This is a genomic window from Mucilaginibacter robiniae (assembly GCF_012849215.1).
Lineage (GTDB): Bacteria > Bacteroidota > Bacteroidia > Sphingobacteriales > Sphingobacteriaceae > Mucilaginibacter > Mucilaginibacter robiniae.
In genome coordinates this window covers 2,279,219-2,296,200 of sequence record NZ_CP051682.1, presented here as the reverse complement: position 1 = coordinate 2,296,200, position 16,982 = coordinate 2,279,219, and the positions used below count along the sequence as shown (strand labels likewise).

The 16,982-nt window shown below is 43.8% G+C and carries 15 protein-coding genes and 1 pseudogene; 7 read left to right on the top strand and 9 right to left on the bottom strand.

Annotation, left to right across the window (positions count from 1 at the left end; genetic code table 11):
• The first annotated feature begins 29 nt into the window (after positions 1-29).
• Positions 30-377, top strand: coding sequence for a nitroreductase family protein (locus tag HH214_RS10290; protein WP_169607405.1), 348 nt, complete (start codon positions 30-32; stop codon positions 375-377).
• Positions 378-931: 554 nt separating this feature from the next.
• Here HH214_RS10290 and HH214_RS10285 read toward each other — a convergent pair.
• From HH214_RS10285 to HH214_RS10275, 3 genes are all read right to left on the bottom strand, one after another.
• Positions 932-1,855: an NADP-dependent oxidoreductase gene (locus tag HH214_RS10285; protein ID WP_248282277.1), complete on the bottom strand. Its 924-nt coding sequence runs from the start codon at positions 1,853-1,855 to the stop codon at positions 932-934.
• Between the two features lie 247 nt (positions 1,856-2,102).
• Entirely contained in the window at positions 2,103-2,672 is a 570-nt protein-coding gene (locus HH214_RS10280) for a Crp/Fnr family transcriptional regulator (protein WP_169607403.1), read from the bottom strand.
• Positions 2,673-3,527: 855 nt separating this feature from the next.
• Entirely contained in the window at positions 3,528-3,881 is a 354-nt protein-coding gene (locus HH214_RS10275; protein WP_169607401.1) for a winged helix-turn-helix transcriptional regulator, read from the bottom strand.
• Between the two features lie 102 nt (positions 3,882-3,983).
• Between HH214_RS10275 and HH214_RS10270 the strand changes: the two genes are divergently transcribed.
• Complete coding sequence (locus HH214_RS10270; protein ID WP_211166353.1) at positions 3,984-4,856, top strand: SDR family oxidoreductase; 873 nt, start codon at positions 3,984-3,986, stop codon at positions 4,854-4,856.
• Positions 4,857-5,570: 714 nt separating this feature from the next.
• On the opposite strand, the gene HH214_RS10265 is transcribed toward HH214_RS10270, so the two are convergent.
• The 3 genes from HH214_RS10265 to HH214_RS10255 form a co-directional block, all read right to left on the bottom strand.
• Complete coding sequence (locus HH214_RS10265) at positions 5,571-5,711, bottom strand: hypothetical protein (RefSeq protein ID WP_169607400.1); 141 nt, start codon at positions 5,709-5,711, stop codon at positions 5,571-5,573.
• A gap of 716 nt (positions 5,712-6,427) precedes the next feature.
• Entirely contained in the window at positions 6,428-7,156 is a 729-nt protein-coding gene (locus tag HH214_RS10260) for a LytR/AlgR family response regulator transcription factor (RefSeq protein ID WP_169607398.1), read from the bottom strand.
• Positions 7,153-8,187: a sensor histidine kinase gene (locus tag HH214_RS10255; protein ID WP_169607396.1), complete on the bottom strand. Its 1,035-nt coding sequence runs from the start codon at positions 8,185-8,187 to the stop codon at positions 7,153-7,155. Before HH214_RS10255 ends, HH214_RS10260 begins: the two co-directional genes overlap by 4 nt.
• Positions 8,188-8,404: 217 nt before the next feature.
• Here HH214_RS10255 and HH214_RS10250 point away from each other — a divergent pair, with 217 nt between their 5' ends.
• The 4 genes from HH214_RS10250 to HH214_RS10235 are packed head-to-tail and all read left to right on the top strand — an operon-like array spanning position 8,405 to position 14,419.
• Complete coding sequence (locus tag HH214_RS10250; protein WP_169607394.1) at positions 8,405-10,873, top strand: TonB-dependent receptor domain-containing protein; 2,469 nt, start codon at positions 8,405-8,407, stop codon at positions 10,871-10,873.
• 23 nt (positions 10,874-10,896) lie between these two features.
• The gene (locus tag HH214_RS10245) at positions 10,897-11,532 is read left to right on the top strand and encodes an O-methyltransferase (protein WP_169607392.1); all 636 of its coding nucleotides are present in this window, start codon (positions 10,897-10,899) and stop codon (positions 11,530-11,532) included.
• Between the two features lie 26 nt (positions 11,533-11,558).
• Positions 11,559-13,121, top strand: coding sequence for a subtype B tannase (locus HH214_RS10240; protein WP_169607389.1), 1,563 nt, complete (start codon positions 11,559-11,561; stop codon positions 13,119-13,121).
• Between the two features lie 59 nt (positions 13,122-13,180).
• Positions 13,181-14,419, top strand: a complete 1,239-nt coding sequence (locus HH214_RS10235; RefSeq protein WP_169607387.1) for a dipeptidase — start codon at positions 13,181-13,183, stop codon at positions 14,417-14,419.
• 116 nt (positions 14,420-14,535) lie between these two features.
• Here the strand turns inward: HH214_RS10235 and HH214_RS10230 are convergent, their stop codons facing one another.
• Together HH214_RS10230 and HH214_RS10225 are read right to left on the bottom strand one after the other, a co-directional pair.
• Positions 14,536-15,558, bottom strand: a complete 1,023-nt coding sequence (locus tag HH214_RS10230) for a beta-propeller fold lactonase family protein (RefSeq protein WP_169607385.1) — start codon at positions 15,556-15,558, stop codon at positions 14,536-14,538.
• A 6-nt stretch (positions 15,559-15,564) separates the two neighbouring features.
• On the bottom strand, positions 15,565-16,077 hold the full coding sequence (locus HH214_RS10225) for a lactoylglutathione lyase family protein (RefSeq protein ID WP_169607383.1): 513 nt from the start codon (positions 16,075-16,077) through the stop codon (positions 15,565-15,567).
• 130 nt (positions 16,078-16,207) lie between these two features.
• On the opposite strand from HH214_RS10225, the gene HH214_RS10220 reads away from it, so the two are divergent.
• Complete coding sequence (locus HH214_RS10220) at positions 16,208-16,513, top strand: winged helix-turn-helix transcriptional regulator (protein ID WP_169607381.1); 306 nt, start codon at positions 16,208-16,210, stop codon at positions 16,511-16,513.
• Positions 16,514-16,586: 73 nt separating this feature from the next.
• On the opposite strand, the pseudogene HH214_RS10215 reads toward HH214_RS10220, so the two are convergent.
• Positions 16,587-16,883: pseudogene (locus HH214_RS10215) on the bottom strand (winged helix-turn-helix transcriptional regulator); the annotation flags it as partial.
• Between the last annotated feature and the right edge of the window lie 99 nt (positions 16,884-16,982).

The following is a 16,982-nucleotide window of genomic DNA, read 5'->3' as shown; positions in this document are numbered from 1 at the left end:
ATGCTTGTTCGATCATGTGATACTCCCATATGGCTAGTGAACGCAACATACCGGAAGAAGCGTTAGCAGATTTCAAGGTAGCCTTAGTCGCCGGCCTTCTTTCGCGGTCTGATGAAGAAAATGCCGCTTGGGCGTTAAGACAAGCCTACATTGCCTTTGGAACTACGTTGATCACTGCGGCGAAATTAAAAATAGACACGACATCTATGGAGGGGTCTGACGCTGCAAAATTCGATGCTCTCCTCGGGCTTAAACTAAAAAGCTTCAAATCAGTCGTCGCCTTATCATTAGGGTACCGTGATGCCGAAAGTGACGTATTTTCCACTTTCAAAAAAGTTAGGCTCCCGCTTGCTGATTTCGCAACGTTCATCGAATAAAAGGTAATAAGCAGGAATATCCTGCTTAGGATATCCCTGCTTATTACTGATGCGTTATTGATGTTGGTGAACTCGCTCGACCTCTTTTAAATATCTAAACATAGGAATATCTGATTTATGATCATTGCTTTTGAACCTATTACTGCTGTCATCTGCTTTCGAACAAAAGAGGGTAAGGCAGTATTGGCCAGAACGCACTGATATTAGTTTCAAAAACCGTTTCAGCAATGAAGAGGGCTGTTGCGAGATCAGGGTCCATGAAGATCCGGCTGACCCTTAAAAAATTATTACTTGTAGAATATTGGTCAAGCACAGGACGGCTATTGGGACCTCATATCGAAACCGCACATAGCAAAGCTTTCAGAAAAGAAATAGAATCTTTTGTAGAAGTTGAACCCAAAGTCACCTTGTGGTATAAAGTCATTTTTTAATTACTTCATGCCACAAGTGAATCTTCGTTATATCATATGCTTGCTTTATTATCATTAATCATTTTTTAAATACAGTGAAGACCGTTGAACTATCATTGTGTCATGTTGAAACGCTACAATTGCCTAGGCAACCGTAAGGACAATCTTACCTTGAATGTGACCTCTTGAAGCTCGTTCATGTGCCTTCCAGGCATCTTCCAGCGAAAACGTACTGTCAATAACCGTACAAATTGTACCAGAATCAAACAAACGTCCAAGTTCTGCAAGTTGCAGGCCATTGGAGCGAACCTGTGTTGTCGAAAGGGTTACGCCAAGCGTCTCGGCTTCGTCACCGCCTACGGCTCCTAATCCAAAGATCGGGAAAAGTGCGCCCCCGCGTTTGAGCGTGCGCAGGAAACGACTGGTAGCCGGACCGCCAATGGAGTCAATTACAAGATCAACGTCACGCACAACATCTTCGGCAGCAGTTTTGGTATAATCCATAAATTCGTCTGCGCCGAGTTCCCTTAACAACGCCTCGTGTTTGCCGGATGCCGCCGCAATGACGTAGGCTCCTTTCCACTTGGCAAGTTGCAGTGCAAAATGTCCCACACCACCTGCCGCGCCGTTAATTAGTACTTTTTTACCATTTAAAGGTACTGGTATATGCCGGTGTGGTTGTATCGGGTTTGGCACATCGTGCCCTTGTTCAATCAAAAACTGCCATGCAGTAAGAGCGGCCATTGGTGCCCCGGCGGCATGTACGTGGTCAATGCCCGCAGGTTTAAGTGCAAAGTCCGTAGCCGGGCCAGCTACAAATTCAGCATAGGCGCGGCTTTCGCCAAAGCTTGGAAAGCGAACCATGCCATACACCTCATCGCCTACAGAAAATGCCTGTACATCTTCAGCAACCGCCTCAACTACGCCGGACACATCGGTTCCGGGAATGGCCGGCAGGGAAATCTGTGGCCTCCACTGTGGTGGCAGCATTTTCAACCCCTCACGAAAATACCAGTCGGGAGGATTGATGCCTACTGCATATACGCGAACAATTACCTCACCGAGCATTAAGTCGGGCACCGGTGCATCTTCATAAATCAATACCTCCGGTCCCCCATATCCGTGCAGCCGGACAGCTTTCATTACATTTTTTGACTTGGTTTCTACATACTCACCCGTATTTTCAGCAACCTTGTTTTCCAATTCACTTGACATAATATTTTACTTTTAATATAAAGTGAAATTGCACGAAAGGCATGATTAACGAATTGACATGGAATCAAGAAATACATTGACAAATGTCAACGGGTTCGGCTTAACGTGCGTGACGCAGGCGGCTTAGGGTTTCCGGTTGGATACCCAGGTAAGAAGCAATCATGGCCTGTGGTACCCGAAGGGCAAGATCGGGATAACGCTTCACAAAGCTTTCGTATTTCTGCCTGGAAGTGCTAGTTATGGATTCATGAACCCGGTTTTGAAAGGTGACAGAACTTTCATTTTTCATGATGTTGACCATTTTGGCAAAGGCAGGTAGCTTTTCGATCAGCATATCTTTACCGGCGTTCTCAAACAGCAATACTTCCGAGTCTTCAATGGCATCGATGTTAAGTTTACTGGGTGTGCCCCTGTATAAGCTTTCACAATCACTGATCCACCCGTTCTCATTAGCAAAACGGAGGATGTATTCATTTCCCTTTTCATCCACCGAATAGGCACGCAGTATGCCTTTGGTAACAAAGCAGTGATGATGGGCGATCTCCCCCTCCTGTAATAAATACTGATGCCGTCTCAGCTTCTTGAGGCGAGTGGCAGATTCAATCATGGCGAGTTCATCCTGATTGAAGTCAGTATGGCGTTTAAGGTAAGCTTTGAAAATATCCTGCATAATCCGATGATTGCAAAAATAGAAATTAATTACTTTTTCTCATTGGTTCGCCACCTTTGTAAAGCTAGCGACCTAGTATTGACATTTATTAACATGTTTGATGGCCCGATAGAAACTTTATTAAAATGAAACTAAAAACTTGGATGTACAAATAAATTTTCGCGATAGAATAATCACTCTAAATTCTGCGGAGTTTATTACGTGCTTGCTGATTTCAAAAGTTTTTTAAAAGTAATAAATTAGTCCACTACCTTTATCCAGCGATTGGATCGCTGTCAGATCATCTGAAGACCACTCAAAGTTAAATACGTTGAAATTTTCATTTATCCTTTTCCAACGCTTCTTAAATGAGCCCATCGAGTTTGTAACCTTATAAAGACTTTAGTCCATTTAATTTGAATCAAGTTAGCTCTGGCCACTCTGCGCTTGTCCGAATAAGGGTTCCATACCCAAGCTTTGTAGTCCCGGTCATCCAATAACCCAACCATTGAACCGATGAGACTGAAAAAATTCTTAAGCGGTTGAGTTGCTTCTGAAATATCTAAACCCTTTCAAAGCAGAATTTAGCCATAACTCTGCATTATCTAAGAAAAGCAAGCAAAGGTCATTTTCAATTAAAGACAAATCGAATTGCTCAAATTCTTCAAACCATTTTGTCAACGGGTCGAAATAAAAGATTTCGGAAAGAATATCTTCTAAAGATATTCATGTTGAATAACTTCGTTTACAGCAAGAAAAAAGTCCGCGTGATCAAGGCGCATTGCGGTACAAGGGAACAAATTTAATAGCAGATTACTCCCGATTCACGCGGGTTGAGATCTATCCTGTTCTCAGAATAAGACCATGCCTTTGCAACTATTTTTCACCGATCGTTTTCCGGTGCAGTAAACCCCAGTTGCGTAAAGCCAGCATTACTTCGTATAGGGAATCTGTGTAATTTGTCTTTCGGTACTCCACCGTAGGCGGAAAGGTGTCGTACACAACTCTTGTAACCAGTAAATTGGTTTCCAGCGCTTTTAACTCTTTTGACAGCATTTTATCGCTAATGCCGCTTATTTCTTTGGCGATTTGCCGGAAACGTTTCGGCCCTGAACCCAAAGCCAGCAAAATCTGCAATTTCCAGTTACCGCTGAGGGTTTCCATCGCATCTCTGATCGCTCTCAGCGTTATCGCGTCACATTTGATCTCCTGTCCATCGCTAATTATCATAACACAAATATTAATACTAACCTCCCCGTAAGCACTAACCGCGAGGTTAGTACTTACCGCTGGTTAGCAAATATAAGTAGGTTTGTATCTCAGTCTATTATTATGATGAACAAAAAAATAATTTTTATTACCGGTGCTACCGGTGGAATGGGTAAGGCAACAGCTATCGCGCTAGCCAAAATGAGCCATACAGTTGTTATCCATGGCAGAGATGATGGGAAGGCAAAGGAAGCAGTCAATGAGATAAAGTCTGCTTCAGGCAATCCGAATATAGATTATGTCACGGGAGACCTTTATATGATGAGCGATATCAAGACTATTGCTCAAAAATTAAAAGCAAAATATGATCATCTTGACGTACTGATCAATAACGCCGGTGGCATAATGGACAAAAAAAGGGAAGTTACCCAGGATGGCTTTGAGAAGACGCTGGCCCTGAATGTACTGGCACCGTTCCTTTTAACAAGGTTGTTGATTGGGCATCTGAAGAAAAGTGAACAGGGAAGGATCGTGAGCGTTTCCTCTGATGCCCATAGCCTGGGTGCTAAACCAGATTTCGATGATATTGAAATGACAAGGAGATATGATCCCATGACCGCGTACGGAAATGCTAAGCTTTACGTGATCTGGCTCAGTCAACTACTTGCCGCTGAACTGGCTAAGTGCCAATCCAATGTCACTACAAACACGTTGCATCCCGGAGCCGTGAAAACGAGTTTTGGTAGCGGAAGCAACCTCGGCTGGTTCTATAATATTTTTTCCAAACTAGCCAGACCATTCCTGAAGACGCCGGAACAAGGTGCCAAAACCGCCATCTATTTAGCCTCAGCGCCTGAAGTATCAGGAGTTACAGGCATGTACTATGTGAATAAGAAAGTCTCGAAAACATCAGCTAAGTATTACAGTCCTGTTAACATGACACGAGTTTGGGAGTACTGCTATCTCAGCACGAAAAAATGGGTTGATGCGGAATAATATCGTTTCAGTAGACAATGGAATCTCAAATTATTTAAACAATAATAGCGTCGAATATCAGCTTATGGGAAATAAAACGCTTGTTATTCATTGGCGGGGGGGGCGGGAATCGGAGTCGCCCTAGCAACAGAATTCGGTAAGGAAGGGTTTCAGATAGCGCTTGTTTCCCGAAATGAGAATATGCTTGTTCTTATGGTCGGTCAGCTTACAGGCCTGAGAAATCTACGCCAAATCATTTGTCGCAGACATTACAGATCTCCGTGGTTTTTTACAAGCATTGCGCCGGATCAAATCTTCAGAACGAAGCAATGCTTAAACAATTGAATTTGAACAGTGCTTTTATTCCCGGCTTTGATAAAATACGTACCAATGCTTATCTGAAATTTCTTGAGAACAATAGCAAAGCTTCTGTTATTTGCCTGCCGAAGTTCACTCTTATATGCACATTCAGGATCCAAAAGTCATTGCTGCTAGAATTCAGACCACCTATAATAACGCTCAACTGATGAGTAGAAACAATTGAAATTACAGCTAACTCTCAATATCTCCTACTCAACATAAATCTATTTAGGAAACGAGTATACTAATGGATATTCCGGAGCCATTGACCACCCCGTTCCAGAATAGCAAACAGTTAATTCCGTAACACTTTGACCATGTTGATTGATTAATTACCAGTCACGCCGTCCCAAAATATCTACACAACCCGGTGCTTTAAAGCGCACGGAATGGCTTGGTCAAGCCTAACGGATTATCCAGTTCGCCTATCGTACCTGTATTTTCAGGATAGGAAAAAGGCATTGGTTTTCCGGTTTGGCTTTCATAACGCAAACAAGGCAACGCATGTATGTCCATTTGTTGGAAGCATAAACATGAAGATAGATGGGTAAAATGTCTTGAAATTAAACTTATAGGGCACTTTTCTCAGAATCCAAGGCGTAAAGAATAATTTGATTAAAAGGTTGTGTTGATATGTTTTTCTCATGATTTAGGCGAAAATTCAAAGATAGAATGCCGTCTACCAGCTTTGGCATGAGTATAAATTAGTTTAGTGACTCATATTCAAAAATACTTATACTATTGCAATGTTTACAACATGATATAAGAGATTCAAGTCCTGCTTGGGCTACCTATCTTGTCAAGCTCAAACAGGATCAAACTCCAATCAATTGATGGCGGATTCAACATGGATGACGTTGTAATATGTAATTCAATCAATCAATTGTAACACTCGATTAAAGACGAGTTAACAATTAGATGGACCTATACTTTATATCTTAAATTATTCCTATAAACTGTTGTATGTTAACTAGAGTTAAGCTGGTTGCATTTTGAGAATCTTGAGTCCCAAGCTGTCTCCGTCCCATATACAATAGTAGTTATCAAGAAAAGAGATACATTAAAATATGGCGTAAGAAGTTACTTGAATCCGGCTTCTACACTTTTGTTCATTCTGTTATATTTTAAAATTGCTCTGATTAACAAAGGTCAACCTATTGTACAAAAGTACAGGGCTATAAAAATCAGCCCCATGATAATGATTACACTAATAACCTCTAAAAATCGCTTACTCATTGCCACTTCGCTAAGAATTTACCGAAGTCTTCCCTGTATTGTTCCGAAACCGGAAACATCAGCTGCTCGATATAAACGGCATTTTTAGTAACAGAAGTTACCTTATTTAGTGCAATAATGGTTGATTTATGTATCCTCATAAATTTACCTTTCGGTAACTTCTCCTCTAAAGCCTTTAACGTTATCAGAGACAAAAATGGCTTATCACTGGTATCGAGGTGTATTTTCGCATAGTCTTTCAGTCCTTCAATATGCGTGATCTTGCTGCAGCCTATTTTTACAGTTTGAAATTCTACTTTGAGGTAGATATATTCTTCGTCCTTTGATGCCGTTTCAACCGGTTGAATTTTTAATTCGGCAAGCTTTAACGCTTTAGTAGCTGCACGCATAAAATCTTCATATCCGAATGGCTTAAGCAGGTAGTCTATTACATCCAGCTTGTAGCCTTCCAGTGCAAATTGATCAAACGCCGTAGTGAAAATAATGGATGGCGACTGGCTCATATTTCTGCCGTTCAGGATACGTGCCAGTTCTATGCCGCTCAAATCAGGCATCTGGATGTCCAGAAATATCAGGTCTACCGGGTTTTCGCTGATATAGCGCAAGGCTTCAATAGCGTTGTCGAAACTGTTTGTGAGTTTCAAAAATGGCGTGCGCTCTAAAAAACGGGTTACCAGATCCAATGCAGGCGGTTCGTCATCAATGGCGATGCAGTTGAGTATCATAGCTGCAAAATTAGTTGTACTTCGTATTCTTGTTGATTGTTCAAACCGGTAGTTAGCGTATACTTATCCGGATATAGCAAATCCAGCCGGCGGGTGGTATTGGCAATGCCAATGCCGTTGCTTTGCTCTTCACTGTTGCTTCGGGTTTGATGGATGGTGTTACGCACTTTTAAAATAACCCGGTCTGCATGCTGGGTAATATGAATCACAATATGGCTTTCCTGAATGCTGCTGACACCATGCTTAAAAGCATTTTCTACAAAAGGCAGGAACAGCATAGGCGCAATCATTACCTCCTGGGCCTGTTCTTCTATTTGAAGTTGCACAGTGGTTTTTCTGCTGGTACGCAATTTCATCAACTCTACGTATTCTTGAATAAAGGCAATCTCCTTGCTTAGTGGGGTTTGCTTCCCGGCCGCATCATACAGTACATAACGCATCATTTTAGATAAGTTGGTGATGGCCGTTCTGGCAACGTCGCCATCTGAAAGCGTGTAGGAATAGATTGTGTTGAGCGTATTGAAAAAGAAATGCGGATTGATCTGTGCTTTCAGCATGGTAAGCTCCGTAGTTACTTTTTCCTGCTCCAGCTGCTGCCGCAAGGTAACCTCTTCCTGCCATTGCTTGATAAAGCTCACCGTAATTCCCAATCCGATCATCAGCAGAATCATACCGGGGACAAACGTATTAATGCGATGCGGCGGGCCATGGTGTGGAAAGGGCAGCTGATTTAAGTGAAACACCTTGTTAACCCCATCGTTTAGCAGCGTTAAACCGATAATCAATGTAATAGTAATTATTGCATATAGGCCTATCTGCTTGCGCAACAGCAAACTAGGAATCAGCAGGTTATAGTTCAGATAAAAAGCCGTTATCAGAATAGCCAGCAACAAGTTTTGTCTGATCCAGAACGCACGGGGCACATTGTCGCCCCACTCGGGCGGATGGCTGTACAGGAAGCCCAATGCCAGGATGAGCCAGCAAATGAGGTGAACCAGGAGGAAAATATGGTGTCTTTTAAATAGCTGCATCGTTATCAATTTCAGCACAATAATAAATATACGGTTTCAAAGCAAACTACAAGATCGCTCATCCGGCCTTTCCTGTCGACGAGCCAGTGGTTTTTCCCGACCTGAGGATGATGCAGCTCTTCATATTTCCGTTACGTCGATAAGTTTTTCCAAATGGTCTATTGTGCTTTTTTAAGAACGTGAGCCACTGCTTCTTTGCAGTGTGAAAAGAAAACATATGAAGAAAATAGTTTTGATGATCGCGCTGCTCGTGCCACTTTTAGGCTTGGCAGCTACAAATCCGTTCCCTGCCGACGCTTCTATCACAGGTACCATCATAGACTCGTTAAGCGGGAAACCTGTTGATTACGCCACCGTTTCAGTTTTGGATCAGACAAGCGGTAAGGTGGTTTCCGGGTCGCTGGCCGACGGGGTAGGTAAATTCACAGTAGATAAGCTAGCAGCAGGCACCTATCAATTAAAAGTGAGTTTTATGGGTTATGCAGGCAAAGTAATTGCTAACCTGAAATTAGAAGACGGTGCTACGCTTAAGCTTGGTAAGATAGTGCTAAGGCCCGATAGTAAAATGCTGAATGAAGTAAAGGTAACGGGCCAAAAGGCGCTGATAGAAGAAAAGATTGACCGCACCGTTTACAATGCCGAAAACGATTTAACTGCACGGGGCGGCGATGCTACCGATGTGATGAAACGCGTACCCATGGTATCAGTAGATATGGACGGGAACGTAAGTGTAAGGGGCAGCTCAAATATAAAGGTTCTGATTAACGGCAAGCCATCAGCCATGATGTCGGCTAGTGTATCTGACGCTTTAAAGCAAATTCCATCCGATTTGATCAAAAGCGTGGAGGTGATTACTTCCCCTTCGGCTAAGTATGACGCGGAAGGCTCGGGCGGCATTATCAATATCGTCTTAAAACAAAATACACTTGAAGGATTGTCGCTTAATGTGAACTCGGCGGCCGGTACGCGCGGTTCCAGCCTGGGGTTAAACGGCGGCTACAAGGTGGGTAAGTTTAATTTTTCGATAGGTGGTTTTGGCAGAGGCAGCTATAATACGCCAGGTGCATTTACCAACAGCCAAACCATCAGTAGCTTAACTTCTAATGATGTGAGCTTAACCACGCAATCGGCCACTACCAGCAACACTTCCCTGATGGGCCGGTATAACCTGGGGATGGACTATGATATTAACAAGCGTAGCTCTTTGAGTTTAGGTGTGGTGATTGGCGCTAATAACCGGCCAACCAAGCAGGATAATTTCTTAACGCAGAATTACCTGAACAATTTGCTCATCGGCTCCATGCTGCAGCGAAACGATATTACCAACAGCTCCAACCAACTGGATGCTACGCTAACTTATACGTTAACCGGAAAAAAACCAGAGCGGGAGTTTAGCTTGCTGACAGAATACAGCCAGAACAACCGGGACAATAACTTCGAAAATATCTTTCTCGACCAAAGCAACGGGTCTGTCCTGAATGGCTTGAAGAATCTGAACAGCAGCAAAAATAAAGAGCTAACCTTTGAAGCGGATTATCAAACGCCCACCTTCAAAAATACTTTACTGGAATTTGGTGCAAAAGATATCATCCGTACGGTAAACAGCGATTATACTTATTATTCTGCAGCTGATGGCTCATTGAATTATCAACCCATCTCATCCGGAAGTTTATCCAACGCTTTTAATTACAAGCAAAATGTAGCGGCCGGCTATTTATCCTACACCATTTCATTGCCTAAAAGTTATACGATTAAGGCCGGCGCGCGATATGAGTATACCAGCATCACGGCTGATTTTCAGTCAGGGTCATCCGTTAATATTCCCAACTATGGGGTATTAGTGCCAAGTGTAAACCTAGCCAAGAAATTTGATAATGGTGATATGATAAAACTGGGTTATAACCGGCGCATACAACGGCCATCGCTGGAGTATCTGAACCCAAATATTCAGGCATCAAACCCTTTGAACATCACCGTTGGTAACCCGAGCTTGCAGCCCGAGTTTACTAATAATTTCGAGTTGGCTTACAGTACGCACATCAAAAACAATAACCTGAACTTATCAACCTTTATGCGCAATACCAATGATGCGATACAAACCATTCGCAGCGCCAACGGCGATACTGTGCGTACCACGTATCTGAACCTCGGTAAGCAAAATGCATATGGCATGAGTGCTTCATTAAATCTGGCGTTAACCAATAAATTAAACATCAACGGCGGTGTCGATTTTTATCATCTGAGCTTGGATAACAAAGACCCCGATCCGCTTTACCATGCGGCAAACAGCGGCTGGGTGACTAATTACCGTTTGTTCGGCAGCTATGATCTGTCAGACAAATATGCCATTCAGGCCTTTGCTTTTCACCGTTCCAACCAAATTCAACTACAAGGTTATCAGGGTGGCTTTGGCGTGTACAACCTGAGCTTTAACCGGTATTTTGCCAATAAAAAAGGAACCATTGGTATTGGCGGCGATAACTTTTTGACGCACGGGTACAAAATACCTACCGTAGTTACTTCGGGTAACATCGCACAAAATGCTGTAAACATTAATTACATCCGCAGCTTTGAGCTAAAGTTCAGCTATAAAATAGGCGGGCTGCACAACAAGCCGCAGAAGCCCAAAAAGAGCATCAACAATGACGACCTGAAACAGGACAACGGCGGAACTAACAACAATTAACTGATTCTAAAAATTTATGTCATATGAACATCTTAAATAGCAAACCTGTAGCTGAAACCTTAGCAGTATTACATGAAAAAGCAGCAGCCGATCATCAGGACAGGCAAGCGGCCCGGCAGCAGGCAGCCAACCAGGGTAAACCGTTTGAACACGCATGGGCTACGGCTTATATGGCAGTAGGCGCCGAAGAAGGCAGACTGTTGCATTTGCTGGCCAGGGTGGCCAGGTCGAAAAACATTGTAGAGTTTGGCTGCTCTTATGGCATATCCACCATCTATCTGGCAGCAGCAGCAAAAGCCAATGGCGGAAGGTTAATTACCACAGATATCGAACCCACCAAAATAGCAGGTGCCCGGCAAAATATTGATGAAGCCGGATTGCTGGACGTGGTTACTTTGCTGGAAGGTAATGCCCTGGAAACACTGGCTACAGTAGAAGGTGAGATTGACTTTCTTTTTCTGGATGGTGCTAAAGAATTATACTTACCGGTGTTTGAGTTGCTGGAAGATAAGCTTGCTGCGGGTGCCATCATTATCGCAGATAATGCCGACAAAGCAGAAACACATCCTTTGGTTAACCGCCTGGCGGCAGATACAGACCGCTTTAGTACAACGCATCTTTTTGAAGGGCGCGCATTCATAGCTTATTCAACGCATTAAATGTTGTTTTTATGAGGATCCAAAAAATGAAATTATCAATGTTTAAAAAAGCAGCTTTAGTGCCTGCTTTATTATTTCCATTCGCATCAATGTCACAAGGACTAACATTTAACCCTCAAAACTATACCGTGCAAGAAATTGCTGTAAACGGGAAGCAAATGAAGGTGCGTGCCTACGAGCATGTGGTGTATGTGGCAAAACCGGTAGATACGGTTTACCAGCAGATGAACATATATATACCCGAAGCTTATTTTAACAAAGGCAGCATCAATGGCTATACGGCCCAAACAGCACCCATCTTTTTTCCGAATCAGGTTGGTGGCTATATGCCGGGGCGTCCGGGAACAGCAATTAACGCTGGTAGGGGGCCTGGTCCGGGTGGGCCAGCAGGAATGCCTCCGGGGGGGATGCCTGCTGGAGGTATGCCACCGGGTGGGCCCGGCAGTAATATGGGGCCTGGAGGTAACCGGGTATCAACTATTGCTGCTGCTTTATTAAATGGTTATGTAGTGGCATCGCCAGGCGCACGTGGCCGACCCACCAAAGATGAAAAAGGGATTTACACAGGTAAAGCACCTGCGGCAATAGTAGACCTGAAAGCGGCTGTGCGGTATTTGAAGTTTAACGACAAACTAATGCCCGGAGACGCATCAAAGATCATATCGAACGGTACCAGTGCCGGCGGCGCTTTGTCTGCGCTATTAGGTGCAACTGGTAACAACAAGGATTACGAGCCCTATCTCAAAGCTATCGGTGCGGCCGATGCAAGTGATGACATTTTTGCAGTTTCGGCTTACTGCCCAATTACTAACCTCGATCATGCTGACATGGCCTATGAGTGGCAGTTTAATAGCGTAAATACCTATAAAAAGATCAATATCAGTATGCTTGATTATAAAGTGCAGCGTACAGAAACGGCAGGCGAACTGAGTTCAAAAGAGCAGGTGGTTTCCGCACAATTAAAAGTCCTGTTTCCAGCTTATGTTAATAGCTTGCAATTAAAAGGAAAACAAGGGCAGTTATTGCAATTAGATAAAGATGGAAATGGCAGCTTTAAAAATTGGGTTAAATCTTATGTGATTGCATCTGCGCAGAAAGTGTTAGATTCAGGAAAAGACCTCTCTGCATTAAAATGGTTGACGATTACGGGTGGAAAAGTGACCGGCCTTGATTTTGATGGTTATGTGCATTATATGGAGCGGATGAAAACGCCGCCCGCTTTTGATGCCTTAAACCTCTCTACCGGCGAAAATCAGTTATTTGGTACGGCAACAGTTGATAAAGCACACTTCACCAAATTCTCTGCAGATAATTCAGCTGTAAAAGCAGTAACTGCTGATGCTATTGTAGTTAAAATGATGAACCCGATGGACTATATTGGCCGGGCTGATACCAAAACTTCTGCTCATTGGCGAATTCGTCATGGCACGAAGGACAAAGACACAGGACTTGCCGTATCTGTCATGTTAGCCACCTTGCTGCAGAACAAAGGTTACGATGTTAACTTAGAATTGCCCTGGGACAGACCCCATAGCGGCGACTATGATCAGAATGAACTCTTTAGTTGGATAGATGGAATCAGTAAATAGCAATATCACATTAAATTCACTTGCAAATTTATTTATCAAGATACTTATTCCTATCAGCCATGAAAAAAACACCACCAAAAGCAAACCAATCCAGGCGCAATTTTCTAACCGCAATAGGTTCAACCGGGGCGGCATTCCTATGCAGTCCGCTGGTTTCCTGGATTATTCAGGAGAATCTCGATCCAAGGGTCGCGGGCATTGTAGCCCGTACCATTGGTGTTGACACGCATAACCATATCGATGTTCCCCTCACTGCTACTGAACTGCCAGGCCCTGATATAGATCTGATTCGTGAAATGAAAGCTTCAGGCTTAACTGCCATTTGCATGACATTCGCACTGGATTATCAACGGCTCACTGAGCCAGGGCAAGTTTGGGAGCGCTTTCAAAACGGGCTCACCGCAATGGATGAGCAACTTGAAAAGAGTGGTTTGAGACGGGCTTTGAACCTGAAGGATTTGGAAAATGCACATAATAAGCATCAGCCAACGGTTATCCAATCCGTAGAAGGCGGGCATTTCCTGGAAGGCAAGCTGGAAAGGTTGCAGGAAGCATATAGCCGTGGCCTACGCCACCTGACATTGCTCCATGACAGTGACGCCTCTGTACCCTTGGGGGATGTATACACAAATGCTCCAAAGTTAGGTGGCTTAACGGCTTTTGGTGCAGATGTGATCAAAGAATGTAATCGCCTGGGTATTTTGATCGACCTGGCTCATGCCAATACAGCAACAACTGCAGCTGCATTAAAAGCAACCACTCATCCGGTGATGATCTCACATATGGGCTTAGATACCCAACTTGGATCCGACCCTCACATGGCGCAGATGATGAAGCCCAGGCTGATTGGTAAACAACAGGCCAAAATGATTGCTGACGCTGGTGGCATTATCGGTGTCTGGACGCACCTGGCAGATTCTCCATTAGAATATGCCAGGAATATCAGAGCCTTAGTAGATGTTATCGGTATAGATCATGTTTGCTTGGGTACCGATACCAAATTAACACCTGCTTACCGGGTTGGAGGATTTGGTCCTAAACGATTAGATAATGCCGGAGAACCAGGCAAACAGCCGGTCTCTCCTACGGCCGAAGACCGGAACGGCGATACCCGAAGCGGACAAATCAAAGGCCGGGTGGGTGAACGCACCAGCAATGCCTGGGCAGGACAGCAGGAAGGATTTTATTATTTAGTGGTAGATGCGATGCTTCAAACCGGCTTTACAGAAAAAGAAATCGAAAAAATTGGCGGGAGAAACTTCTGCCGGGTATTCAACGCAGTTACAAAAGGACGTTAGCAGAAACAGGTTGATTTGTAAACCATAAGGCTTTCTTGTGCAGACCAATTTAAAGGATTTAAAAGGTCTGCAAAGGAGCTTGATCTATGCTTTTTAAAATAGGTTAGGTGTTCTCGTTATTTCATCTCTGTAGATTTAATTCCGTCAGGCCTTCCGACAGGAATTCTCTTAATTTCTTTTCTGCTGGCCAGATCAATCACTGATACATAGTTATTGGGCGTACAGGAAACAAACATCCGGTTTTTACCCTTGTCCATGTAAATGCCTGCGCCCTGACCCAGGTTTGTTTTCTGTTCCAGTTGGTGCGTTGCTGCGTTATAGTATAACAGGTTGCCTGTTTTTACGCTCACTATGCAAACGGTCTTACCATCCGGCGTAATCCCAAGGCGGTGCAGGCCCGAAACATGCGTATCAATGGTAGCCTTCGCTTTTTTAGCAACCAGGTCAACAATGACGATCTTGCCATCCGGTCTTGCCGTCCACAATTCCTTACCATCTGCCGATACATCGAACCCTTCAGCGCCAATCCCAACATCGACCAATGTCTGCCGCCATTCCAACCTTTGTTTGGCATGAGCGGGCAGTACGCCGGTCGGCGGCATATATGGTGGGATCAGCCGTTTTTCATAAATACTCACGGTGCCAGATTCCACATTAGTGGTGTAAAACGTTTTGGCATCGGGCGTTAAACGGATCAGATGCGTAAAATCCTGCCCGGTACCCAGCACCTGCACCGGTTTGTCCTGTTTTAAGTCATATGCAATCACAGCCTTGGAGCTCTGGGCAGTAAACCATAAAGTGTCTTGGTGAAAAGCCATGCCATGCGGTACATAGAACGGCCGCGTATCGATGTCCTTTACCGTTTGCAATTTTTGCAGGTCAATAACATTGATGATATGGCCAGTGCCAGCAATAACCGCATTGGATACGTAGGCCGTCTTCTGATCTGTCGATAGTTCAATTTCGTGCGGGTCTTCGCCAACGGGGATTTTAGTAATCAAGGCAAGTGTTTGGTAATCGAGCACCCACATTTTCTTTTCGCCTTTGGACAGTACCAGTACATACCTGCCGCTTTGTGCCTGGGCAAAACCAGCGTATAACATACCGAGTATAAGAAGTAGTTTCTTTAATACTTTCATATCGGGCTATTTGGTATAAGCGCCGGAGGAATAGGTCAGTTCATAACTATGACTGTAGACTTCGAATACAATACCAAACGGGTCTTCCACATAGCACATCCGGTAAGGCTTTTCATCGGGGTAATAAGAACGGATTGGCATGCGCTGCTTACCGCCATGTGCTACAATCTTTTCCACCAAACCTTCAATATCCGGATCCTGAATACAAAAGTGAAAAAGGCCGGTATTAAAAGGACTGAAAGCAGGTGCTTCTTTCGTGCCTTTGGGAAAAGAAAACATCTCGATGCCGATGCCGTCTGAGGTAGAAAGGTGCGCTATCTCGAAATGGCCCCAGCCTTTGCCAAATACATCGATACACATTACGCCAATAGCTGAATCTGTTTCCTCAGTCACTACGCTGGGTGGCATAATCAGGTACCAGCCCATTACTTCGGTGTAAAACTGAACGGCAGCATGAATATCAGGGACGGTGATGCCGATATGGGAAAATGCTTTGGGGTATGCTTTAAATGTTTCCATAGGTAATAGCTTTAATTGTTCGGCGTAAAAATATTCTATATTAGCACCTCTTACAAGTACTTACTATTGAGTAATATAGTTACCAAAAGGAGTAAATTGCTGATTTTTAGATAACTTGATTTATGCAGGCATGAAAAATTATTACTGTAGCCTTCACCTGACGATGGATATGATCGGCAACAAGTGGAAACCGCTGATTCTGTTCCATTTACTGGCTGGTCCGCAACGCTCGGGCGCCTTGCAACGCTCCGTGCCGGAGATTTCCAATAAAATGTTTACCCAAACCATAAGAGAGCTGGAACGGGATCACTTGCTGACACGAACAGTTCACCCCGTCGTACCACCGCATGTAGAATATGAGCTGACCGATTTGGGAAGATCATTGGAGGATATCCTGAAAGAGCTGGATAACTGGGGCAAGAAACTGATGCCGTAAAATTCAGGCTTACCTGATGCCAGCAACCTGACCTGCTTTTGAACGGTAACCTACGCCATATTTACTTAGCATGTCACTTTTCTGCGGTTATAGTATATCTTCTAAAAAGTCCATCTAAACCGGTGCTTACCGGCGATGTAAACTTATGCAGTGGTGATTGCCGTGCTTTGCAAAAGTTGATTACCCCATGTGGTACAGCATCTAAAACGGGAATGAAAAATTTGCCCAGATCAGTGAAACTGTAAATCACTTTCACGGGCGGCTTATCACCATACACCTTTCTGGAAACCATGCCGTCTTCCTCTAATTGTTTCAGTTGCAGGCTTAAGGTCATTTCCGTCACGGTCGGCATTTCCTTACGAAGTTCACTAAATCTTTTTTTTCATCTTTTCAAAAGCGATAGCGAAGCTCTCATCGCTTTTATCCGGGAGCTATTAATAGTATAATGCTCATCAACTGGACATTCTGG